At 66.8% G+C, this 23,559-nt stretch carries 18 protein-coding genes; 7 read left to right on the top strand and 11 right to left on the bottom strand.

The genetic code is table 11. From position 1 onward, the window contains the following. Positions 1 to 2,183, top strand: a 2,183-nt coding sequence (clpB, locus tag OC446_RS07505; protein ID WP_262028425.1) for an ATP-dependent chaperone ClpB, incomplete at its 5' end; no start/stop codon positions are given. A gap of 62 nt (positions 2,184 to 2,245) precedes the next feature. Here the strand turns inward: clpB and OC446_RS07510 are convergent. From OC446_RS07510 to OC446_RS07520, 3 genes are read right to left on the bottom strand one after another with little or no spacing between them, the layout of a single operon-like run. Further along, positions 2,246 to 3,196: a prephenate/arogenate dehydrogenase family protein gene (locus OC446_RS07510; RefSeq protein ID WP_262028426.1), complete on the bottom strand. Its 951-nt coding sequence runs from the start codon at positions 3,194 to 3,196 to the stop codon at positions 2,246 to 2,248. After that, the gene (gene hisC / locus OC446_RS07515) at positions 3,189 to 4,289 is read right to left on the bottom strand and encodes a histidinol-phosphate transaminase (protein WP_410055028.1); all 1,101 of its coding nucleotides are present in this window, start codon (positions 4,287 to 4,289) and stop codon (positions 3,189 to 3,191) included. The genes OC446_RS07510 and hisC overlap by 8 nt, the downstream gene beginning before the upstream one ends. Before the next feature lie 52 nt (positions 4,290 to 4,341). Continuing rightward, the gene (locus OC446_RS07520) at positions 4,342 to 5,181 is read right to left on the bottom strand and encodes a chorismate mutase (protein ID WP_262028428.1); all 840 of its coding nucleotides are present in this window, start codon (positions 5,179 to 5,181) and stop codon (positions 4,342 to 4,344) included. Between the two features lie 272 nt (positions 5,182 to 5,453). On the opposite strand from OC446_RS07520, the gene OC446_RS07525 reads away from it, so the two are divergent. Continuing rightward, on the top strand, positions 5,454 to 6,626 hold the full coding sequence (locus OC446_RS07525; protein WP_410055029.1) for a homoserine O-acetyltransferase: 1,173 nt from the start codon (positions 5,454 to 5,456) through the stop codon (positions 6,624 to 6,626). Then, a complete protein-coding gene (gene metW / locus OC446_RS07530) occupies positions 6,623 to 7,267 on the top strand; it encodes a methionine biosynthesis protein MetW (RefSeq protein ID WP_262028429.1) in 645 nt (214 codons plus the stop codon). The genes OC446_RS07525 and metW overlap by 4 nt, the downstream gene beginning before the upstream one ends. A gap of 62 nt (positions 7,268 to 7,329) precedes the next feature. Here the strand turns inward: metW and xerD are convergent, their stop codons facing one another. Next, a complete protein-coding gene (xerD, locus tag OC446_RS07535) occupies positions 7,330 to 8,262 on the bottom strand; it encodes a site-specific tyrosine recombinase XerD (protein ID WP_262028430.1) in 933 nt (310 codons plus the stop codon). Next, positions 8,259 to 8,408 (bottom strand): histidine kinase, encoded by a 150-nt coding sequence (locus OC446_RS07540; RefSeq protein ID WP_262028431.1) that lies wholly within the window; start codon positions 8,406 to 8,408, stop codon positions 8,259 to 8,261. The genes xerD and OC446_RS07540 overlap by 4 nt, the downstream gene beginning before the upstream one ends. 333 nt (positions 8,409 to 8,741) lie before the next feature. Between OC446_RS07540 and OC446_RS07545 the strand changes: the two genes are divergently transcribed. From OC446_RS07545 to OC446_RS07555, 3 genes are read left to right on the top strand one after another with little or no spacing between them, the layout of a single operon-like run. Further along, complete coding sequence (locus OC446_RS07545) at positions 8,742 to 9,374, top strand: shikimate kinase (protein WP_262028432.1); 633 nt, start codon at positions 8,742 to 8,744, stop codon at positions 9,372 to 9,374. Next, complete coding sequence (gene aroB / locus OC446_RS07550) at positions 9,371 to 10,519, top strand: 3-dehydroquinate synthase (RefSeq protein ID WP_262028433.1); 1,149 nt, start codon at positions 9,371 to 9,373, stop codon at positions 10,517 to 10,519. The genes OC446_RS07545 and aroB overlap by 4 nt, the downstream gene beginning before the upstream one ends. Further along, positions 10,516 to 11,814: an HlyC/CorC family transporter gene (locus tag OC446_RS07555; RefSeq protein ID WP_262028434.1), complete on the top strand. Its 1,299-nt coding sequence runs from the start codon at positions 10,516 to 10,518 to the stop codon at positions 11,812 to 11,814. Before aroB ends, OC446_RS07555 begins: the two co-directional genes overlap by 4 nt. Before the next feature lie 201 nt (positions 11,815 to 12,015). Here the strand turns inward: OC446_RS07555 and OC446_RS07560 are convergent, their stop codons facing one another. The 6 genes from OC446_RS07560 to OC446_RS07585 form a co-directional block, all read right to left on the bottom strand. Continuing rightward, complete coding sequence (locus OC446_RS07560; protein ID WP_262028435.1) at positions 12,016 to 12,885, bottom strand: alpha/beta fold hydrolase; 870 nt, start codon at positions 12,883 to 12,885, stop codon at positions 12,016 to 12,018. Continuing rightward, positions 12,882 to 14,678 (bottom strand): glucan ABC transporter ATP-binding protein/ permease, encoded by a 1,797-nt coding sequence (locus OC446_RS07565; protein ID WP_262028436.1) that lies wholly within the window; start codon positions 14,676 to 14,678, stop codon positions 12,882 to 12,884. Before OC446_RS07565 ends, OC446_RS07560 begins: the two co-directional genes overlap by 4 nt. 104 nt (positions 14,679 to 14,782) lie before the next feature. Beyond that, entirely contained in the window at positions 14,783 to 16,750 is a 1,968-nt protein-coding gene (locus OC446_RS07570) for an ABC transporter ATP-binding protein/permease (protein WP_262028437.1), read from the bottom strand. A 102-nt stretch (positions 16,751 to 16,852) separates the two neighbouring features. Beyond that, positions 16,853 to 17,350, bottom strand: coding sequence for a CAP domain-containing protein (locus tag OC446_RS07575; RefSeq protein WP_262028438.1), 498 nt, complete (start codon positions 17,348 to 17,350; stop codon positions 16,853 to 16,855). Beyond that, a complete protein-coding gene (locus OC446_RS07580) occupies positions 17,347 to 19,896 on the bottom strand; it encodes a DUF3772 domain-containing protein (RefSeq protein ID WP_262028439.1) in 2,550 nt (849 codons plus the stop codon). Before OC446_RS07580 ends, OC446_RS07575 begins: the two co-directional genes overlap by 4 nt. A 228-nt stretch (positions 19,897 to 20,124) precedes the next feature. Continuing rightward, positions 20,125 to 20,415 carry a hypothetical protein gene (locus OC446_RS07585; protein ID WP_262028440.1) on the bottom strand — a complete coding sequence of 97 codons (291 nt, stop codon included), beginning with the start codon at positions 20,413 to 20,415 and terminating at the stop codon, positions 20,125 to 20,127. 322 nt (positions 20,416 to 20,737) lie between these two features. Between OC446_RS07585 and OC446_RS07590 the strand changes: the two genes are divergently transcribed. Continuing rightward, on the top strand, positions 20,738 to 23,488 hold the full coding sequence (locus OC446_RS07590) for a glycoside hydrolase family 2 protein (protein WP_262028441.1): 2,751 nt from the start codon (positions 20,738 to 20,740) through the stop codon (positions 23,486 to 23,488). The last annotated feature ends 71 nt before the right edge of the window (positions 23,489 to 23,559 follow it).

Here is a 23,559-nt window from a genome sequence, read left to right on the forward strand (position 1 = left end):
GCCGCACCGCCGACAACGCGACGGCGGAGAATGCCTATGATGCGCTCAAGAAATACGCGCGCGACCTGACCGAAGCGGCGCGCGACGGCAAGCTCGACCCGGTGATCGGCCGCGACGAGGAAATCCGCCGCACGATCCAGGTCCTGTCGCGCCGCACCAAGAACAACCCGGTGCTCATCGGCGAGCCCGGCGTCGGCAAGACCGCCATCGTCGAAGGCCTCGCGCTGCGCATCGTCAACGGCGACGTGCCTGAATCGCTCAAGGACAAGCAGCTGCTCGCCCTCGACATGGGCGCGCTCATTGCGGGCGCGAAATATCGCGGCGAGTTCGAGGAGCGCCTGAAGGCCGTGCTGCAGGAAGTGACGTCCGCCGAGGGCGGCATCATCCTGTTCATCGACGAGATGCACACGCTTGTCGGCGCCGGAAAAGCCGACGGCGCCATGGATGCGTCGAACCTCCTGAAGCCCGCACTTGCACGCGGCGAGCTGCACTGTGTCGGCGCGACCACGCTCGACGAGTACCGCAAGCACGTGGAGAAGGACGCGGCGCTCGCCCGCCGGTTCCAGCCGGTCTTCGTGAGCGAGCCCACGGTGGAGGACACCGTGTCGATCCTGCGCGGCCTGAAGGAGAAGTACGAGCAGCATCACGGCGTGCGCATCACCGACTCGGCGCTCGTGGCCGCCGCCACGCTGTCGAACCGCTACATCACCGACCGCTTCCTGCCCGACAAGGCCATCGACCTCGTCGACGAGGCGTCCTCGCGCCTGCGCATGCAGGTGGATTCGAAACCCGAGGAGCTCGACAACATCGACCGCGAGATCGTGCGCCTGAAGATCGAGCAGGAGGCGTTGAAGAAGGAAACGGACAACGCGTCCAAGGACCGCCTCGAGCGTCTCTCGAAGGAACTTGCGGACCTGGAAGAGCAGTCGGCCGCGATCACCGCGCGCTGGAAGGCCGAGAAGGACAAGCTCGGCACGGCCGCCGACCTCAAGAAGAAGCTCGAAGAGGCGCGCAACCAGCTTGCGGCCGCGCAACGCGGCGGCGATTGGGCGAAGGCGGGCGAGCTGTCCTACGGGGTCATTCCGGGGCTCGAGAAGCAGCTCTCCGAAGTCGAGTCCCGCGCCGATGGCGGCGGCCTGATGGAAGAGGCCGTGACGCCCGACCACGTGGCAGGCGTCGTCTCGCGCTGGACCGGAGTGCCCGTCGACAAGATGCTCGAAGGCGAGCGCGAGAAGCTCTTGCACATGGAGCAGGATCTGGCGAAGCGCGTCGTCGGTCAGGCCGAGGCCGTCACGGCAGTCGCGACCGCCGTGCGCCGTGCGCGTGCAGGATTGCAGGATCCAAACCGGCCCATCGGGTCGTTCATGTTCCTCGGCCCCACAGGCGTCGGCAAGACCGAGCTGACGAAGGCGCTCGCAAGCTTCCTGTTCGACGACGAGACCGCGCTCGTGCGCATCGACATGTCGGAATACATGGAGAAGCACTCGGTCGCCCGGCTCATCGGCGCGCCTCCCGGCTATGTGGGCTACGAGGAGGGTGGTGCGCTCACCGAGGCCGTGCGCCGCAGGCCCTATCAGGTCGTGCTGTTCGACGAGATCGAGAAGGCGCATCCGGACGTGTTCAACGTCCTGCTGCAGGTGCTCGACGACGGACGCCTCACGGACGGACAGGGACGCACCGTGGACTTCCGCAACACGCTCATCATCATGACGTCGAATCTCGGCGCCGAATATCTGGTGAACCAGCCGGAGGGCCAGGACACGGACGCGGTGCGCGACGAGGTCATGAGCGTGGTGCGCTCGCATTTCCGGCCGGAATTCCTCAACCGCGTGGACGAGATCATCCTGTTCCACCGGCTGAAGCGTTCGGAGATGGGGGCGATCGTCGACATTCAGATGCGGCGCCTGCAGAAGCTGCTGGAGGATCGCAAGATCACGCTGCAGCTCGACGAGGAGGCGCGCGACTGGCTCGCGAACAAGGGCTACGATCCAGCCTACGGGGCGCGTCCCTTGAAGCGCGTGATCCAGAAGAACGTGCAGGATCCGCTGGCGGAGCTCATCCTCTCCGGCGAGATCCACGACGGCGAGACCGTACCGGTGCATGCGGGCCCGATGGGCCTGATGATCGGCGATGTCACCGTCGGCGGCACGGAGCGTCCGCCGGAGGGCGCGCGGCTGAACTGAGCGGATCGCTTATCCTAATAAAGACAATGGCCGGGCGTGAAGCCCGGCCATATTTTCGCGTGCTACGCCTTGTCCTCGCGCCGCCGGCCGAAATCGGGCTCCGGGGTTTCCTGGCCCGACGAGATGATGCCGCGGCGGATCGCGCGGGTGCGGGTGAAGAGGTCGAAGAGCTTGTCGCCCTCACCCCAGCGGATCGCGCGGGCGAGAAGCGCGATGTCCTCGTTGAGGCGGCCCAGCATTTCGAGCACGGCTTCCCGGTTGTGCAGGAACACGTCGCGCCACATGGTCGGGTCTGAGGCCGCGATGCGGGTGAAGTCGCGGAAGCCGCCGGCGGAGAACTTGATCACCTCTCCTTGCGTGACGGTCTCCAGATCCGCCGCCGTGCCGACGATGTTGTAGGCGATCAGGTGCGGCACGTGGCTGGTGATGGCGAGCACCAAGTCATGATGCTGCGCGCTCATCACCTCGACATTGGAGCCCATCGCCTCCCAGAAGGCGCGCACGCGCGCGACGGCGGCCTCGTCTGTGCCGTCCGGCGGCGTGAGGATGCACCAGCGATTGTGGAAGAGCGTCGCGAAGCCGGCGTCCGGGCCCGAATGCTCCGTGCCCGCCACAGGATGGGCCGGGACGAACGACACACCTTCGGGCAGATGCGGCTGCACCTGCGCGATGACGGACGCCTTCACCGAACCCACATCCGACACGATGCAGCCTGGCTTGAGGCTCGCCCGCATGGCCTCGGCCACCGTGCCGCAGACGCCGACCGGCACACAGAGGATCACGAGGTCCGCATCCGTGACGCCCGCGGCCACGTCAGAGGTCGCCTCCTCGGCGATCCCGAGCTCCCGCACCCGTTCCACCACGGCCTCGCTCGCGTCGATGGCCACGATGGTACGCGCGAGGTTGAGATGGCGCGCCGCGCGGGCGATGGACGAGCCGATCAGCCCGAGGCCGACGAGGGCGACGCGCTCGAAGAGCGGCGTGTCGCGCGGAGGACCGAGACGCTCAGGCATGGTGCCCCCCAAGGAAATCGCGCAACGCCGCCACTACGAGACTGTTCGCCTCCTCGTCGCCCACGGTCAGGCGAAGCGCATCCGGAAGACCGTAGGCGTCGATCCGGCGCAGGATCAGGCCACGACCGGACAGGAACGCATCGGCGTCCTGCGCGGTCCGGCCGGCTTCCTTCGGGAAATGGACCAGCAGGAAGTTGCCGACGCTCGGCGTGACTTTCAGGCCCAGGGCCTCGATCTCGCGGGTGAGCCAGGCGAGCCAGCGCTCGTTGTGCTCGATGGCTTTCGCCAGATGGGCCTCGTCCTGGATCGCCGCGATGCCGGCCGCCATGGCCGGGCCGCTCACGTTGAACGGACCGCGGATGCGGTTGACCGCGTCGGCGATGTGGGCGGGCGCCACCATCCAGCCGAGGCGCAGGTTGGCGAGGCCGTAGATCTTCGAGAAGGTGCGGGTCATCACCACGTTCTCCGACGTGGCGACGAGCTCGAGGCCCGACTCGTAATCGTTGCGGCGGACATATTCCGCATAGGCCGCGTCGAGCACCAGCACCACATGGGACGGCAGCCCCGCATGCAGGCGCTTCACCTCGTCGAAGGGAATGTAGGTGCCGGTCGGGTTGTTGGGATTGGCCAGGAAGACGATCTTGGTCTTCTCCGTCACCCGGCTCAGGATCGCGTCCACATCCGTGCGCAGGTCCTTTTCCGGCGCCACCACGGGCGTGCCGCCCGCCGCCATGATCGCGATGCGGTAGACCAGGAACCCGTGCTCGGTGAAGATCCCCTCGTCGCCCGGGCCCACATAGGCATGGGTGATCAGCGCGAGCAGCTCGTCCGAGCCCGCCCCGCAGATGATCCGGCTCGGATCGAGGCCGTATCTCGCCCCGATCGCCTCGCGCAGCTTGGTCGCCGCGCCGTCCGGATAAAGCTCGAGATGATCGAAGGACCGGAACGCCTCCATGGCCTTCGGCGAGGGGCCGAGAGGCGTCTCGTTCGAGGAGAGCTTATGGACCTTGGCAACCCCTGCGGCCTTGCTCTTGCCGGGCACATAGGCGTCGATCTGCATCACGCCGGGACGGGGCTGGGGACGGGTGGACATCTTCACTTCCTAGCAATCAACTGATGGGAGACGCTCTAGCGCAGCTGCTGACTTATTTCACGTGGAAACGTTCGGCATGGCTGCCGATCTCGGCAAGCTGGGCGAGGCTCGCGCCCGCCTTGGTGAGGGCCTGGCGCAGCTGCGCGGGCTCGACCGTGCCGGGCACGGCGATGAGCTCGGACAGGCCATTGGTGTCGGCCGCGCTCGCCACCACTTCGCCGCCGAGCTGGATCAGGGCCTCGTTGGCACCCCTGTGCCAGCGCTCGAACTGGGCCGCATAGAGCACCACGTCCCGCACGGCCGCGTCGGTCAGGGGCTTGGAGATGACGAAAATCGGCGTTCCGGCCGGATGGTCCGGCCGCTCGATGAAGGGTAGCCGCGCGATGATCTTCGGGCGGCGCTTGTCGGCCAGCGTGCGCCACCAGGCACCACTGGTCGCGCCCTGGTCGAGCCGGAAGATGCCGAGATCGCCCCGGGAGGCCGCCACCGCCTCGATCACGGCGGCGGCGCTCGGATGGGTGATGTAGGGCACCGTGAAGCCGAAATGGAACCGGGCCGAGTCGCGCATGGGCGCATCCCCGCCCGACACGTCCGCATGGACCGAATAGTTGGACTGGACATAGGTGAAGGTGCCGATGATCACCCGCCAGATGCTTTCCACCGTGTCGAGGGGCAGCAATCCCTGGTGTCGCTCGGCCAGTGCCTTCATCATCGAGGCCTCGCGGCCGGGCCGGAAGGCGGAGCTTATCCCCGTCTGAGAGGCCTTCTTGGACGCGATCAGCCGGTCGATGATGGTGCCGCGCTCCATGAGCAGCCGGTGCATCGCCTCGTCGATCCGGTCGATCTCCTGGCGCAGCTCGGCAAGGGACGGGGCAGGCTTCTCGGCGGACATGGTGCGGGATCCTTCGGTCGGGCGCTTTTCTTTGACGGTTTTAGACCCCTTTGTCATCCTGGATCGCGGGAGGGACCTCCACTGTCGTTACCGGCCTTGTGCCGGTAACCCCTATCTGAGAAGCGCAGCGCGTCAAGCAAGCGTGATGGCGGGGTAAGCCCGGCCATGATGGAGAGGGAACATCCGCCTTGCTTGAGTCGAGACGTTATGTTCGTTGACGCGGCAGCCGCTCCGCAGTACCGATTGTTCGAAAGAACGAACGTTTCCGCTGAATGATGTCCTTTGCGCCCCTGTCCTCCGAACCGCGAAGCCAGGTCGACGACCCTTCGAGCCTCGTGATGCGTTTTGGCGCGGACGAGCCCCTGATGATGGATTCCGGGGTGGCGCTCGCCCCCTGGCAGATCGCCTATCAGACCTACGGCACCCTGAACGCGGACAAATCCAACGCAGTGTTGATCTGCCATGCGCTCACCGGCGACCAGCATGTGGCGAACGACAATCCGGTGACGGGAAAGCCCGGCTGGTGGCTGACCATGGTGGGGCCGGGCCGGCCGGTGGACACGAACCGCTACTTCGTGATCTGCGCCAACGTGATCGGCGGCTGTATGGGCACCACGGGCCCGGCCTCGATCAACCCGGCCACGGGTGAGCCCTATGCGCTCGACTTCCCGGTCGTCACCATCCGCGACATGGTGCGGGCTCAGGCCGCCCTGATCGACAAGCTCGGCATCGAGAGCCTGTTCTGCGTCGTCGGCGGCTCCATGGGCGGCATGCAGGTGCTGCAATGGGCGGTGAGCTATCCAACCCGCGTGTTTTCCGCCCTGCCCATCGCGGCGGCCGCCCGTCATTCCGCCCAGAACATCGCTTTCCACGAGGTCGGCCGCCAGGCCGTGATGGCCGATCCCAACTGGCGCGGCGGGCGCTACCTGACCGAGGGCACGCGACCCTCCAAGGGCCTCGCGGTCGCCCGCATGGGCGCGCATATCACCTACCTGTCCGAGATGGCCCTGCACCGGAAGTTCGGGCGCAACTTCCAGGACCGGAGCGCGCCGACCTTTTCCTTCGACGCGGATTTCCAGATCGAGAGCTACCTGCGCTACCAGGGCATCTCCTTCGTCGAGCGGTTCGACGCCAATTCCTATCTCTACGTCACCCGGGCGATGGATTATTTCGACATCGCGGCCGAGCATGGCGGCTCGCTGGCCAAGGCCTTCAAGGGCTCGGCCACGCGCTTCTGCGTGATCTCCTTCACGTCCGACTGGCTCTTCCCCACCTCCGACTCGCGGGCCATCGTTCACGCGCTCAACGCGGCGGCGGCCTCCGTCGGCTTCGTCGAGGTGGAGAGCGACAAGGGGCACGACGCCTTCCTGCTCGAGGAGCCCGAAATGTTCGCGGCCGCCCGCGGCTTCATCGACGCGGCCGCCCGGGTGCGGGGCATCGCATGAACCTGCCCGCCACCCTGCCCCTGACCGACAGCGAGACGGGCCACCGCCTCGACTTCCTGCTCGTGGCCGACATGGTCGAACCGGGCGCCCGCGTGCTCGACATCGGCTGCGGCGACGGCTCGCTCCTGGCTATCCTGCGCGACCGCAGGCAAGTCGATGGGCGCGGCATCGAGATTTCCCGCGAGGGCGTGAGCGCGTGCCTCGCCAAGGGCCTGCCGGTCATCCAGGGCGACGCGGACACGGACCTGGCCGATTATCCCGACGACGCCTTCGACTACGTGATCCTCTCGCAGACGATCCAGGCGACGCGCCAGCCCAAGGTCGTGCTGGAGCATCTCCTGCGCATCGGACGCCGGGCCATCGTATCCTTTCCCAATTTCGGCCATTGGCGCGTGCGCTTCGACCTCGGTTTCCGCGGCCGGATGCCCATGACCGAGAACCTGCCCTATTCCTGGTACGACACGCCGAACATCCATTTCTGCACCATCCGGGACTTCGTGGAGTTGTGCCGCGAGGTCGGCGCCCAGATGGAAAAGGCCGTCGCGCTCAATGCCGGCGGCCAGCCTATGCGCGTCACCCTGCCCTGGTGGGTGTGGAACCTGCTCGGCGACCAGGGCGTGTTCCTGCTGAAGCGGCGGTAAATCAACGCATCGACGTCATTCCGGGCTCCGCTACGCGGCCCCGGAATGACAGTGGGAGAACCCTACCCCTCCCCCTCGGCCAGCGGGTGCAGGTCGCGCACCATGCTCTTCAGGCGCTCGTCGAGCACGTGGGTGTAGATCTGGGTCGTCGAGATGTCGGAATGGCCCAGCAGCTCCTGCACGATGCGCAGGTCGGCACCGTTCTGGAGCAGGTGGCTGGCGAAGGCGTGGCGGAGCACGTGGGGACTGACCTTGTCGGCCCGCAGCCCCGCCGCCCCGGCCAGAGCCTTCAGATCGCGGGCGAAGGCTTGGCGGGTGAGATGGCCGCTCTCGCTGTCGGCCGGGAACAGCCAGGGGCCCACGGGCTTCTTCTGCTCCTCCAGCAGGGCCAGGTAGGCGCGCGCCGCGTCCCGGGCCGCGTCCGTGAGGGGGACGAGCCGCTCCTTCGCGCCCTTGCCGCGCACCACGAGGAAGCGATCCCGGGTCCTGGCGGCGCTGCTCGGCAGGGCGATGAGCTCGGAGACGCGCAGGCCCGTGGCGTAGAGCAGCTCCAGCAGGCAGGCCATGCGGGCGGCCCGCAGGCGCTCCGGGGGCGTGGCCTCCGGGTGCTGGGCGCCCTCATAGGCCACCTGCAGCAGGCGGTCGACCTCGGCCACGGAGAGAACCTTCGGAAGCACCCTGCCCCGCTTCGGCGCCGAGACGGCGGCCGTCGGGTCGGCCGGGGCATAGCCTTCCACGTAGAGGAACTTGTGGAACTGGCGCACCGCCGAGAGGCGACGGGCCGCCGAGGAGGCCTTCAGGCCCCGCTCCTCGAGGCTCGCCATGAAGCCCCGGATCGCGGCCGATGTCGCATGATCGGGCTGGCCACCTGTTTCCTTTAGGTAAGAGAGATAATCGTCGAGGTCGCGCCGATAGGCATCGAGCGTGTTCTTGGAGGCGCCGCGCTCGGCGGCGAGCATGTCGAGGAACAGGCTGGCGTGGCGCGCGCCGCTCATGAGGACGAGGGCGTCTTGCTGGTCTGCACCGGAACCGAGATCTCGCGCGGATCGGGCTGGACAAAGGTCGCCAGGGCGATCATGGCGGCAAAACCAAGCCCGGCAAGGACGGCGACGACGAAGAGAAATCGGAACAGCGTGGGCAAGTGAGCCTCTTGAATCGTTGGGTCGCTGGGGCATCGATCCCAGGAGCGAATTCGAACTCCCGGGTGGATCCGATGCTCCACTCCTTGAACAGCGCACCGTTCAGACGGGGAACCCGGGCCACGTTTAAGGGGCGTGGCCCTTCTGGTCCGCACGATGCGCTACAACCATGCCAGGACCGGGAAGGCAAGTCCTTGACTTCGGTTAAGTTTGCCGGGGAAAACGGAATAACGCCCTTGTGACAGCGCGCCGCGCCCGAGCCAGTCGGGCAATGAGCTCCGGATAGCTCCCAAAAGTGCATTCCACTTTTTGGTCCGATGCTCTACGACATTCACATGAACACTATCAGCCGCTTCAATTCGCTCGATGAAGTCGGCGGGCAAAACCAGGCAAGCCAGCGCGGCCACCCCGTGACCCGCCAGCTCGGCACGCGATCGATTGTGCTCGTCGGGCTCATGGGCGCCGGGAAGAGCACCGTGGGCCGCAGGCTCGCGCAGGCGCTCAAGCTGCCTTTCCGTGACGCCGATCACGAGATCGAGGCCGCGGCCGGCATGACCATCCCCGAGATCTTCGCCATCCACGGGGAGGAGCATTTCCGCGACGGCGAGCGCCGCGTGATCGCCCGCCTGCTGCAGGACGGCCCGATCGTGCTCGCCACCGGGGGCGGGGCCTTCATGAACGAGGAGACCCGCCAGCGGATCGCCGAGCACGGCATCTCGGTCTGGCTCAAGGCTGATCTCGACATCCTCATGCGCCGCGTCCGCAAGCGGGCGACCCGACCGCTGCTGCAGAACCCGGACCCGGAGGGCACCATGCGCCGCCTGATGGAGCTGCGCTACCCGGTCTATGCCACGGCGGACATCACCATCGATTCCCACGAGGCGCCGCACGACCGGGTGGTCGCCGATGCCGTTAAGGCGCTCGCCGAGTGGCTCGCCCGCGAAAAACAAGGGAACGCCATACCATGACGCGCCTTGCCGCCCATCCGGAGGGCGCCTCCTTCATCACGGTTCCGGTTCCGCTCGGCGACAGGGCCTACGAAATCCTGGTCGGGCGCGGCCTGATCGAGACGGCCGGGGCGCGGATCGCGGCTCTTGGCGCCCGCGCGGCCGCCATCGTGACGGACGAGCACGTGGGGCCACTCTATGCCGGGGCTCTCGCGAGCGCCCTGGAGGCCCAGGGCCTGCGCGCCTCGGTGGTCACGCTGCCTCCCGGCGAGGCCACCAAGTCCTATGCCAGCCTGGAACGGGTCTGCGACGCGGTGCTGGCGGCCAGGATCGAGCGCGGGGACCTCGTGGTGGCGCTCGGCGGCGGCGTGATCGGGGACCTGGCGGGCTTCGCGGCCGCCGTGGTGCGCCGGGGCGTGCGCTTCGTCCAGGTGCCGACCACCCTGCTCTCCCAGGTCGATTCCTCCGTCGGCGGCAAGACCGGCATCAATTCCCGCCACGGCAAGAACCTCGTCGGCGCTTTCCACCAGCCGAGCCTGGTCCTGGCCGACACGGCCCTCCTCGACACCCTGCCGGTCCGCGAGATGCGCGCCGGATACGCCGAGGTGGCGAAATACGGGCTCATCGACGACGAGCGCTTCTTTGCGTGGTGCGAGGACAACTGGCGGGGCGTCTTCGCCGGCGGTCCCGAGCGTGACGAGGCCGTGGCGCAGAGCTGTCGGGCCAAGGCCGCCGTGGTGGTGCGTGACGAGCACGAGAACGGCGACCGGGCCCTGCTCAATCTCGGCCATACCTTCGGCCATGCCCTCGAGCGGATCACAGCTTACGATTCCGCCCGCCTCGTCCATGGCGAGGGCGTCGCCATCGGACTGTGCCTCGCCTTCCGCTTCTCCGCCGCGCTCGGCCTGTGCCCGCCGGCGGATGCCGAGCGCGTGGAGGCGCACCTGTCGGCCGCTGGACTTCCGACGCGCCTCGCCCATGTTCCCGGAGGCTGCGGCACGGTCGACGAGCTTCTCGACGCCATGGCCCAGGACAAGAAGGTGAAGGGCGGCGCCCTGACCTTCATCCTGGCCCGGGGCATCGGGCAGAGCTTCATCGCTCCCGGCATCGAGGCCGACAAGGTCCGCAGTTTCCTGGACAGCGAACTCGACCCGTCACGCTCATGATCGAAGAATCCTCCGGCGATCTCTGGTTCGCCGCCCTGGTGGTCATCTTCTGCCTTCTGCTCTCGGCCTTCTTCTCGGCCGGCGAGACGGCCTTCACGGGCTCGTCGCGCTCCCGCATGCTGGTTCTGGAAAGGGGCGGCGACAAGCGCGCCAAGCTGGTGAACCGCCTGCTCGAAATGCGCGAGCGCTTCATCGGCACGGTGCTGATCGGCAACAACATCGTCAATATCGGCGTCTCGTCCTTCGCCACCAGCGTGCTCGTGGCGATCTTCGGCCACGAAGGCGCGATCTACGCCACCGTGCTCATGTCGATCCTGGTGATCGTCTTCGCCGAGGTGCTGCCGAAGACACTTGCCATCTCGTCACCCGAGACCGCGTCTCTCGCTCTCTCCCGCCCCATGACGTGGGCCGTGGCGCTGATCGGGCCGCTCGCGATCGCCATCGAGCGGATCGTGCGGCTCATGCTGCTCCCCTTCGGCATCAGGATCGGGGCGAACACGCCGATCCTGTCCGCCAGCGAGGAGATCCGCGGACAGGTGGCCCTGCTGCACAAGGAAGGCGGCGTCGCGAAGGTGGAACGCGACATGCTGGGCGGCCTCCTCGACCTCGAGGACCTGACCGTCTCGGAGGTCATGGTCCACCGCACCAAGATGCGCACCATCAACGCGGATTTGTCGTCGGAAGAGATCGTCCGCGAGGTGCTCTCCTCGCCCTATACCCGCATGCCGCTCTGGCGCGAGAGCCAGGAGAACATCGTCGGCGTGCTCCACGCCAAGGACCTCCTGCGCGCCCTCGACGCGGTCGGCGGCGATGCGAGCAAGCTCAGGGTCGAAGCGATCGCGCTCGAAACCTGGTTCGTGCCCGACACCACGTCGCTGCGCGATCAGCTGAAGGCGTTCCTCGCCAAGAAAACCCACTTCGCCCTCGTGGTCGACGAATACGGTGAGGTGATGGGGCTGGTGACCCTCGAGGACATCCTCGAGGAGATCGTCGGTGACATCAAGGACGAGCACGACCTCTCGGTCCAGGGCGTGCGGCCGCAGCCGAACGGCTCCGTGAATGTGGATGGCTCCGTGCCGATCCGCGACCTCAACCGCGCCATGGACTGGAACCTGCCGGACGAGGAGGCGACCACCATCGCGGGCCTCGTCATCCACGAGGCGCAGACCATCCCCGACACAGGCCAGATCTTCACCTTCCACGGCTTCCGCTTCCAGGTCCTGCGCAAGTCGCGCAACCGGATCATGGCGCTAAGGATCACCCCGCTCGCCCTGGTCCGCCTCCGGGTCGAGTGAGGGTGGGGTGGCATCAGCCTGAGCCCTCATCCTGAGGAGCGAAGCGTCTCGAAGGACGAGGGTGCCTCCCGGGCACGCTGGATCCTCCTTCGAGACGCCGCTTCGCGGCTCCTCAGGATGAGGTCGGAGAGTTGGCAATGGAGATGTGGATAGCCGGCACAAGGCTGGTCATGACGTGTGAGATGACGGCCCGATCCGCTCTCAGGCCTTCAGGAACCCAACCATGGCCGCGTTCACGGCCTCCGGCTCCTCGTGCTGGACCCAGTGGGTGGCGGTCTCGATCCAGCGAACGTCGCCTGAGCGGCACAGGGCAAGACTCGCCTCCGCCAGTCCCCGCTCCAGGAACCGGTCGCGCGTGCCCCAGACGACCAGCGTCGGTGCCTGTACGATCGGGTCCTTTATGTCCGGCTTGAACGGCAGCGCCCGATACCAGTTGAGCATGGTCGTGACCGCGCCGGGCTGCGACCATGCTTTCTCGTATTGCGCGAGATCCTCGTCCGAGAACGTGCCGGGTCGGCTCGTGCGCCGGAGCGCGTCCTTGAGGCTGCGATGGCCGTTGGCGGAGAGCATGGCTTCGGGCAGAAACGGGATCTGGAAGAACCCCACATAGAGGCTGCGCAGCATCTGGCTCGGATGCGATCGCATATAGGAACCGGCAACCGCCGGATGGGGCGCATTGAGCACGACGAGTTTCTCGACGCGATCCGGATAGCGCGAGGCCGTCCACCAGGCGACAAGACCGCCCCAATCATGACCGACGACAGAAAACTTTTCGCGGCCGAGCGCGTCCGCCAAGCCCACGACATCCTTCGCCAAGCGGTCGAGATCGTAGGCGCGCCGGCTCTCGGGCTTGTCGCTGAGATTGTAGCCGCGCTGGTCTGGCACGAGCACGCGGAAGCCCGCCTCCGCCAGAGGGCCGATCTGATGACGCCATCCCCACCAGAATTCGGGAAAGCCGTGGAGCAGGATGACGAGCGGCCCGTTATCCGGTCCCGCCTCGACCGCATGGAGCGTCACGCCGTCGACCTGATGGCGCGCACCCGTGGTTCGTGGGTCGAAGCTTTGACTCATGCGTGCGCCGACACTCTCACGCGCTTCGGTGGCGGTTCCTCGGTGGCCATGAACTGCGCCCGCGCAAGTTCCGCGAAGCGGCCGCCCTTCGCCACGAGGTCGTCGAAGGTGCCGGTCTCGATCACGCGCCCCTGGTCAAAGACGAGGATGCGGTTGGCGTTGCGGATGGTGGCGAGGCGATGGGCGATGACGAAGGTCGTGCGGCCCTTCATCACCTCGTCCAGCGCGAGTTGGAGCTTGCGCTCGGTCGCGGCGTCGAGGGCGCTCGTCGCCTCGTCGAGAATAAGGATCGGCGGGTTCTTCAGGAGCGCGCGGGCGATGGACAGGCGCTGGCGCTCGCCGCCGGAGAGGGAGCGCCCGCGCTCGCCGATCACGGTGTCGAGCCCCTCCGACTGACGCGAGATGAACTCGATGGCCTGGGCCCGTTCCAGCGCCTCGATCATCTCCGCGTCGGTGGCGTCGGGCCGTCCGACCTGCAGGTTTTCGCGGATGGTGCGGGCGAACAGCATCGGCTCCTGGAACACCACGCCGATATTGCGCCGCAAGGACGAGAGCGTCACGTCGCGGATGTCGAGATCATCGATGCGGATGCAGCCCGATTGCGGATCGAAGGCGCGGTGAAGGAGGCCCAGGGTGGTCGACTTGCCGGAGCCGGTGGCGCCGACGAGCGCTACGTTCTCGCCAGCCTGGACCGCGAATGTCACATCCTGCACGGCAGCGCGCTTGCCATCGTAGGAAAAGCTGACATCGTCGAAGATCACGTCGCCGCGGAAGCGCTCCACGTTCCTCGCGTTGGCGCGGTCGTGGACGGCCGGTGTCGTGTCCAGGATCTCGAAGAATTCCTGCAGCTTCGGCGCCTGCATGAAGAGCTGGTTGATGAAGCTCACGGCCTGCTCCAGCCGGCCGATCAGCATGGTGGCCATGCTCATGAACATGACGACTTCGCCGATGGTGGCGAGCCCGTTCAGATGCAGCCAGGTGCCCATGAGGAAGATCGCCGTGACGGTGATCGTCGCCGAGGCGCGCGACGCGACGGAGGCCAGGGCCCACCAGGACAGAACCGGGTTCTGCGCCTGGAGCAGTTGCTGGATGATGGTACGCAACGAGCGGCTTTCGGCCTCAATGCGAGTGAAGGACTGGATCACCGGCACATTGCCGAGCGCATCGGACGCATGTTCGGCAAGGCTCGAATGGTAGCGCTCCACGGAGCCCTGCAGGGTTTCCGTCTTGCGCAGCACAATGGCGGTGAGAAGCGCGAAGACCGCCACGAGCGCCACGAGAAGGAGCCCCAGGCGCCAGTTCAGGAATACGGTGAGCGGCAGCAGGACGACGAGGGCGATGAGGGCCGAGAGATGCTCGCGGAAGAAGCCGAGCCAGAGCCACGACATGGCGCCGGAGCCTTCGAGCATGACCTTCAGCACGCGGCCCGAATGAGTCGAGGTGTGGAAGGCGAGCGGCAGTTCGAGCACATGCTCGAAGTAATTCGCCACCACGGCCAGCCGGCGGCGATGGGCGAGGCGGTCCGCATGCAGCGCCACGAGCGCACCCGCCCCGATGGAGAAGAGCCCGAACGCCACCCAGGCGAGAATGAGCGGCGTGAGAACGCCGAAGGTCACGGGCGGCGCGTTCGGGATCTGGGCCCGGGTGAGCACGTCGATGATGCGCCCGAACAGGATGGGCTCCGCGAAGGCCGAAATCGCCAGGGCGATATTGGCTAGGGCCAGCAGGGCGCCGATCCTCATGTCGGACCCGAGCTGGCTCAGAACGCGGATATACAACCTGATCAGCCGCATGGGGATCTACCTGCGAACGTGACGTCGGGCACGTCGTCTCCGTCCAAGAGTTGCGCACTTCGCGCTGCTTGAAAAGCCGGGACGGTGCGGGCCGGTTCCGCAGGTCATGCGCGGCTCCGGGCCGGCCTCAGGCTCCGGCGGAAGCGCCCGATCCATTTCGGCCCGATCTTCGCGGCCGAGCCGTCCTTCTGCCGCGACCTCGGCCGGGCCAGGAGAATGGCCCCCTCCCGGGTCTTGCGGATGTGGAGGGTGCGGGTGTGGAACTCCTCCAGGCCGGGCCGGTGGCCGATCGACAGGACGCTCGCGCCCTTCAGCTCGTTCTCGAACAGGCCCAGCATGGAGGCTTGGTTCTCTTCATCGAGGGCGGAGGTCGCCTCGTCCATGAACACCCATTTGGGCCGGTGCAGCAACACGCGGGCGAAGGCCACCCGCTGCTGCTGGCCCAGCGACAAGCTGCGGTCCCAGCGCTCGTGCTTGTCGAGCATGTCCACGAACTCGCCCAGGCCGCAACGTTCGAGGGCCTCGCGGATCTTGGCATCGTCGAAGGTGTCGGGCGAGGCCGGATAGCTGATCGCGGCCCTGAGCGACCCCAGGGGAAGGTAGGGCCGCTGCGGCAGGAACATCATCTCCTCCGCCTTGGGAATGCGGATCTTGCCCGATCCCCAGGGCCAGAGGCCGGAGATGGCGCGGAACAGCGTGCTCTTGCCGGCGCCGGATTCGCCCATGATCAGCACCCGCTCGCCGGGCTGGACCTCGGCCGTCGCGTCCTCGATGAGGATGCTGCCGTCGTTGAGCGCGATGGAGACGGCCTCGAAGCTGAGCCAACCCTTGGGATGGGGGCCGATCTCGATCTTGCGGCTCTCGGCCGTGACCTCGTCGAGGTCGATGGCCGCCTGCCGGAAGGTGGCGACGCGCAGGACCGCGGAGCGCCAATCGGCAATCTTCGGGAAGTTGTCAACGAAGTAGCGCAGGGCCGACTGCACCTGATTGAAGGCCCCGACCACCATCATCATCTCGCCAAAGGACAGGCGTCCTGAGAAGTAATCCGGCGCGGCGGCCAGGATCGGCACCACGATGGCGAGCCAGCCGTAGCCGGACGTGATCCAGGTCAGGCGGGCGAGGCCGCCGGAAAGGCGTCGGGAGGCCTTGAGGACGGCCTCGACGAACTCATCGAGGTTCCGGCGCTCGTCCGGCTCGCCATTGTAGAGAGCGACGCTCTCGGCGCTTTCGTTGACGCGCACGAGCGCGAAGCGCAGCTCGGCCTCACGGGCATAACGGAGCGTGTTCAACCGGATCATCGGGCGGCCGACGAGCCAGGTGAGGCCGGAGCCGATCCCGGCATAGCCCACGGCCACCCAGACCATGTAGCCCGAGATCGTGATCTCGCGCCCGCCCAGGGTGAAGCTGACGGGGCCAGACAGGGCCCACAGGACGCCGATGAAGCTCACGAGGAGCAGGAAGGCCTGCAGCATGCCGACCCCGAGCTCGGTCGAGAGTTCGGAGAAGAGGCGGCAATCCTCCTGCATCCGCTGGTCCGGCTGGGCGCTGTTCTCGCCCATGAAGCCCATCTGATAGGCGCGGTTGGGTTTGAGCCAGATGTCGAGCAGCACCTGGGTCAGGCGCTGCCGGAGCCTGATCTTGAGGCGCTCCTGCAGCCAGGTCTGCGCCACCACGAGGGCCAGGAGCACGGCGACGATGACGACGAAAACGAGGAGCTGGTGGAAGAACGCCGTGGTGTCGCGCTTCTCGACCGCATCGAAGAAGGCGCCGTTCCATTGGTTGAGGCGCACCTGGCCGAACATGTTGCCGACCAGGATGACCAGGATGGCCGCTCCGAGCCGGAGCATGGGCCAGCCCTTCCCGTTGCGGAGCATGTCGCGAAAGAGCTGGAACAGCTCCCGCACGATGCTGGGAGCCATCTCTGGGGAATGCGGCGTTTCGGGATGGTGCGCCGCCGCGGTGGCGGCTTCCTTCGCCAGCGTATTGCCTTGGCCGGGACCAACCTCCTGCTCGCTTCCCAAGGCTGGCGGCGGAGGCAGCTGCTTGCCCAGTTTAGGGTCAAAATCCGGCATGTGACGAAACGCGTACTCGTTGAGCTTGAGAGTTCATCAAGCTAAAGCGCGTTCACATAAGTTAGGTTCCGGACCGGCCCCGCTCCAGGGCGCGGCATGTCGTCAGCGCCTGTCAGCCGCGACCGCCATCACCCAATAGACCTTGTACTTGGAATTCGGCGTGTAGGCCGTCGCAATCCCGATGCGGGTCGCCTTGGAATCGAGGAGGACCCGGTTGTGCTGCGGGCTCTCGCGCCAGCCGGAGAAGGCCTCGGCCAGGGTGTGGTAGCCGGCCGAGATGTTGGCGGCCGGGGCCGTGAACCCTCCCGAGGACAGGCGGGACTTGAAGGCCTCCGCCGAGCCCGGCTTGTCGGCCCGGGCCATGGCGTCGGCTTCGGCTTGAGCGGCCGCCTGCAGGTCCGGATCGAGGGTCAGCGGCCGCAGGCCGTTATTGCCGCGATAGGCGCCGATCATGTCGCGCGCCATGGCGGCATCCACCCGGGCATCGGCGCTCGCCATGGAGACGTAGAAGCTCGGGGTCTGACTGCGCTGGGCGGGTTTCTCGCTCTGGCAGGCGGCCAGGGCGAGGACGGGGAGGATCAACGGGATGAGACGCTTCATGCGGGCGTCTTATCCTTGAGAAGGGTTAAGGTTTCGTCGTCTTTCTCGTCCGCCTTCGCGACCTTGTCCTGCGGCTCATCGTCCGGCTTGGGCGCCGGGGCCGGGATCGGCGCGGGAACGCCGATTCCGGCCTTCCGCAGGCCGCGGAAGATGTCGAAATAGATGTCGCTCGAGACCCGGCCCGCCGAATCGATGTCGTCCACGAAGCAGACGAGATCGAAATCGATGGTGTTCTCCGTCACCTTCTTGAACAGCACCCGCGGGGCCGGCTCGCTCATGATCTCGCGGTGGGCGAGCGCCGCCTTGCGCATGATCTCCGCGACCTGGTCCGGATCCGACGCCCGAGGGACCGGGACCGAGACGAGCACGCGTCCCACGCGGTCGTTGCGCACGCGGTTGCGCACGATGCCGGAGATCAGGTTCGAGTTCGGCACGATGATCGTCGAGCGGTCGAAAGCCTGGATCTCCGTCGAGCGCACGTTGATCCGGCGCACATAGCCCTCGCCGTCGCCCACCACCACGAGGTCGCCGACGCGGATCGGGCGCTCCCAGAGCAGGATCAGGCCGGAGATGAAGTTGTTGACGATGGATTGCAGGCCGAAACCGATACCGACCGACAGGGCGCCGGCCACGATGGTCACCCGCTCCAGGCTGAGGCCCAGATAGGTGAAGGCGAGCACGCCCGCGATGATGACGCCCACATAGCCCGCCGCCGTGCTGATCGAGTTGCGCAGGCCCGCATCCAGGTCCGTCGCCGGCAGGAAGGTGTTGTTGAGCCAGCGCTGGACCATGCGCGTGACCGCGAAGCCGCCGGCGAACAGGGCGGCCGCGATCAGGATCGACGACAGGGAGATCGTGACCTCGCCGACGCTGAACCCGAAGAACATGGCCCTGAGGGAGCCGGTCACGTCGGTGGATTCGATGCCCCAGGGGGCCAGCACCAGCAGGAAGCCGATGACGATGAGGGCGATCCGCGCGAATCCGCTGCCGAGAACGCCGATCTGCTCCAGGGAGCGGCGGCGCAGGCCCGTATTGGCCTGGAGCGTGGTGGCAAGCCGCGTCTGGCCGCGCAGGGAGCCGCCGATGAACTCGTCGGCGAGCGCGACGCAGAGCCCGATCAGCGCGACCACGATGGTAATCCAGACCGCCTGATCGACCAGAAAGGAGGCCAGCGCCACATAGCCGCCGAGCACGCTGCCGATGATGAGCGCCGTCAGGAACCAGCCCAGGCTTCGCAGGGGGCCGCCGATATCCACGTCCGGCGCGACGTAAGGCCCGAGGCAGGCCTCGTCCTGGCTCTCGCGGGCCGCGAAGCGCCGCAGGAGTTCGGCGAAGACGACGGCCCAGGCCAGGGCGAAGATCGCCCGGGTCATGACGGTGATGGGCAGGGCGGCCGCGATGGCCGCGTTGAACGATTCGATCACCTTGCCGACGACCATGATGGTGGCCAGGGTGACGGAGAAGCTCATGATCCGCGCCGCGGAGGCGTCCCGGACCGGAATCAGGCGCCAGGAGGTATGATCCGGCGCCAGGATGGCGTCGATCAGGGCGCGTACGAAGGCGATGAAGGCGAGGCCGCTCAGGATGGCCTTGCCGACCTGCTCGATCCGCGACGGGACGATATCGACGGAATCGAAGGCCACCCAGACGATCCAGCTGCCCGCGATGGCCGGGACCGCGCCCAGGATCAGGACGCCGAGCGCAGCCAGGAGGCGGCTGCGGCGCGCCGGGTCGGTGATGGCGGGATCACGCCTGACCAGGCGCGGCGCAATGGAGTGCCGCCCCACATAAAGGGCAATGGCCGCGCCGATAGCCAATCCCATGAGGAGCAGGACGCCGAGCGAGGTGGTGCGCTGGAGCTGTTCCAGGGCATCGCCCATGACAATTCCCAGCGACCGCAATTCCCGCGGCACGGCCTGGATCACGTTCATCCAGAGGCTCGGGCTGACGAGGCCGTCACTCTGCTCGAACAGGGCGCGGGTGAATCCCGCGCGCCGCAGGTCGCCGATCTGGGTGCTCAGCTGCTCGGCCTGGACCAGCAGGGCGCGCCCGAGCCGCTGGGTCTCATCGAGCTCCGCCACGGCGGCCTCGCGTTCCGCGCGGTCCCGGGCCACGTCGGCACTCTCCTCCGGCTGCCCCTTCTCGGGCTTCGGTCCGAGCTGGCTCAGGCGCTGCTTGCTGGCATCGAGCTTCGGGGCCTGCTCCTCGATGACCTTGCGGATCTCGGCGATGATCGGTTCGAGCTGCTGGCGGATGTTCTGCAGATCCGCATCGGGCATGACCCGACCCTGGACCGCGGCCTCCTTCTGCTCGAGATCGGCCTTGAAGCCGTCGAGCTTGGCGCGGGCGGCCTTGGTCTCGGGCGAAACCGGAGCCGGAGCTGCCGCAGGAGCGGGAGCCGGCGCCGCCTGGGGCTGGGGCGCGGCCGGAGCGGGCGTCGCAGCCTGTGGCGGGGGATTGGGAGGGGTCTGAGCCTGCTGCGCATAGGACGCGCCGCCCGCTGCCATGCTCAACACGATCGCAGCGGCCCGGAGGAGCCCCTTCATGCCAATCCTCGTCATTCAGTCCAACCCCATCGCCTTGTCATGAGTGCATCGTCCCGCGAACTGTATGCGCGCGAGCGATAAAGACCGGCACATCTTCGCAGCGGGATGCGTCAGCGGACCGGTTCTTTGCGAATCATTAAGGCGAAAAGTCGCCGCCTCACCGGCGAAGCGCAACAAAAAAGCCCGGAGAGGGCGAGCGCCTCTCCGGGCTTCCGCAAGGGAAATTTGTTATGGCTTCGGCGCTTCGTTGGCCGAAGGCTGCGCGCCCGGCGCCGGATAGGCCGGATTGGCGGGCGACGTCCGGTTGGTGGGGTTGGCGTTGGACGAGCCGGTCGTCGAGCCCGTCACATTGGCGCGAGCCGCATCGGTTCCCGGATCGTCCGGGGACGTGGAGCCCGCCCAGATGAGATAGCCGGAAACGGCCACGGCGAGGAGCAGGAGCGAACCAATCAGCACGCCCAGAACCGGGCGGCCTGAACCTCCCTGCCGGGCGCGATCGTCGGGAATCTGTTGAGCCATCTGTAGCCTCTTCGAGAAACGGGGTGTGTCGGCGAGCAGCGAGGCTCGGCATTATCAGGGCAACGCGAGATGCAAGAGCCGGTTCCTGTCCTGCCCGGCGGTTCGAAACGTTCCGTCGACCTGGACCCGGGATCCAAAGAAGCGTTTCTCCGTTGTTCGAGACGGGCCACCAAGCACGATCAGAGACGAGGGGGCGATGGGTCGAAAAGGGTTCGACGAAACGCGATGTCGCAGGCGGGACACCTGCCGGCAACCACGCGCCTTCAGTCATGTTTTCGCCGTTTTCGGAACCCTTGGGTAATCTCTGATTCAAGGAGACGTCATGCAGGACAATCGCATCAGTCTGGACGGGACTTGGGAATTTTTGCACGTGGCCGACGACCGTCTGTCGGGCCCGGCGGAGGTTCGCCAGATCACGGTGCCCAGTCCGTGGCAGGCCCAGTTCGCGGACCTGCGCATGCGTGCCGGCATCGGCATCTATCGCAGGACGATCGAGATCGACGAAGCTTGGCTGCACGACAGTATCTGGATCCGCTTCGGCGCCGTCTTCCACAACACCAAGGTGTTCATCAACGGCGAGGTGGTCGGCCACAACGAGGGCGGATTCCTGCCGTTCTCGTTCGACGTGACGCCTTATCTCAAGCCCGGTGCGAACGAGATCAAGGTCCGCGTCGACAGCCCGACCGACAACCCGGCCGAGTTTCCGGATTCGCCCTTCGCGGAAATCCCGTTCGGCAAGCAGAGCTGGTACGGCCCCCTCTCCGGCATCTGGCAGCCGGTCTATTTCGAACGCCGCATCCCCGATCACATGAACCGCGTCCGCCTCGTGCCCAACCTGACCACGGGTCGGGTGAGCTCCGGCGTATTTTTCGCGCGTCCGCTCACCGACGCGACGCAGATCCGCATCGAGGTCACGGATCCATCGGGCGATGTCGTGCTCGACGAGATGCACGAGACGCAGGTGGGCGTCACCTCCATGCCGTTCGAGTTCACCATCGACGACGTGCGCGCTTGGTCGCCGGATTATCCCAATCTCTACCGCATCCGCCTCCAATTCATCCGCAACGGCGAAGTAAAGGACGAGATCGCGGACAATTTCGGCTTTCGCTCCATCGAGACGCGCAACGGCAAATTCTATCTCAACGGAGAGCCGCTCTACCTGCGCTCCGCCCTCGACCAGGACTACTACCCGGATACGATCTGCACCGTGCCGTCCGTGGAGTTCCTGGAGGATCAGTTCCGCAAGGCCAAGGAGCTCGGCCTCAACTGCCTGCGCTGCCACATCAAGGCGGCCGACCCGCGCTATTACGAAGTGGCGGACCGGATGGGCATGCTCATCTGGACCGAGCTGCCGAACGGCGGCATGGCCACGGACCGCTCCCGCGGGCGCAAGGAAAAGCTCTTGAAGGGCATCGTCGACCGCGACGGAAACCATCCCTCCATCGTGATCTGGACGATCATCAACGAGAACTGGGGCGTCGATCTCGTCAACGACGCGGATCACCGCGACTGGCTCAAGCGCACCTTCGCCTGGCTGAAAGCCTATGACCCGACGCGCCTCGTGGTCGACAATTCGCCGCTCGCGCCGAGCTTCCACGTGGAATCGGACATCGCGGATTATCACCTCTACGCCGCCTATCCCGATCACCGGGCGGCGTGGGATCAGTTCGTCGACGAGCTCTCGGGTCGGGCCTCGTGGCTCTACTCGCCTCACGGCGATGCGGTCATCACCGGGCGCGAGCCGCTGATGTGCTCCGAGTTCGGCAATTGGGGCCTGCCGTATCCGAAGGATTTGCGCGACGCCAAGGGCGAGGAGCCCTGGTGGTTCGAGACCGGGCACGATTGGGGCGAGGGCGTCATGTATGCTCACGGCGTCGAGAACCGTTTCTCGGACTGGAGCCTCGACCGGGTCTTCGGCGACCTGCGCCGCTTCGTCATCGCGGCGCAGTGGCAGCAGTTCCGCGCGTTGAAATACGAGATCGAGGCCATGCGCCGGAAGCCGAACCTCGCCGGCTACGTCATCACCGAGCTGCACGATTGCCATTGGGAATCGAACGGCCTTCTCGACATGCGCCGAAACCCGCGCGTGTTCCACGAGCTGTTCCACATTGTCAATTCGGACACGGTGATCGTGCCGCAATGGGAGCGCGCATCCTATTGGGCAGGCGAGACGGCTTCCCTGGGCCTCGCTCTCGCCCACGGGGCCGGGCCGGTTCTGGAGAACTGCAAGCTGGAGATCTCCCTCTGCGGCGAAAGCCAAGTGATCGATCTGCCGCGTCTCGAGGCACCGCACGTGCTCGATCTCGGCCGCATCGAGATCCGTCTGCCGGAGATGGACGAGCCCTCGCTGCGTCGTATCGCCTTCGACCTGCGCACGGCTGATGGACGCGTCATCGCGCATAACCACCACGACATCGCGATCCATCCCAAGCGCACGCGGCCGGTTCATGCCCGCGAGCTGGTGTGGTCGCCGGACGAGGACATCCGCGAGCGCTTCCGGGCGTTGGGCTACACCCTGGCCCGCGCGTTCGAGGAATCGACCCTGATCGTGTCGCGCACGCACAACAAAGCCATTGCCGATCACGTGCGCGCGGGCGCCAAGCTCCTGCTCCTGCCGGAAGAGGACATGACCCTCTATCCGTTCTTCCCGCACTGGCAGGCCGTGCGGGTGCAGTCCCGCGCCGGCACCCTCTGGTCGGGCGATTGGGCCTCATCCTTCGGCTGGCTGCGGCGCCAGGGCCATTTTGCCCGCTTCCCGTCGGGCCCGCTGCTCGACGAGACGATGGATCGGGTGCTGCCGGATTACGTGATCGCCAATTGCAACCTGCTCGACTTCCAGGCCCGCGTGTTCTCCGGCCTCGTGGTCGGCTGGATCCACAAGCCGGTCGCGCTCGGCGTCGAACGCTCCTACGGCCGCGGCCGCCTGGTGGCCTCGACCCTGCGCCTGTTCCGGGACGAGCCCCTCGCCGACCCGACCGCCACGGTGCTGACCGATGCCCTGGTGGAGCTGGCCGTGGAGTCCCGGGCCGCGCGCCTCGAAGAAGCCGTCCGGGCCGCGGAGGCTGCCGCGTAGAGCATCACGCCGGACAACAGTGAAAAGGCGGCCGGATCGCTCCGGCCGCCTTTCTTTTATCGTCGATAAGG

Origin of the sequence: Microvirga sp. Mcv34 (assembly GCF_024519725.1) — a bacterium.
Classification (GTDB): Bacteria; Pseudomonadota; Alphaproteobacteria; order Rhizobiales; family Beijerinckiaceae; genus Microvirga.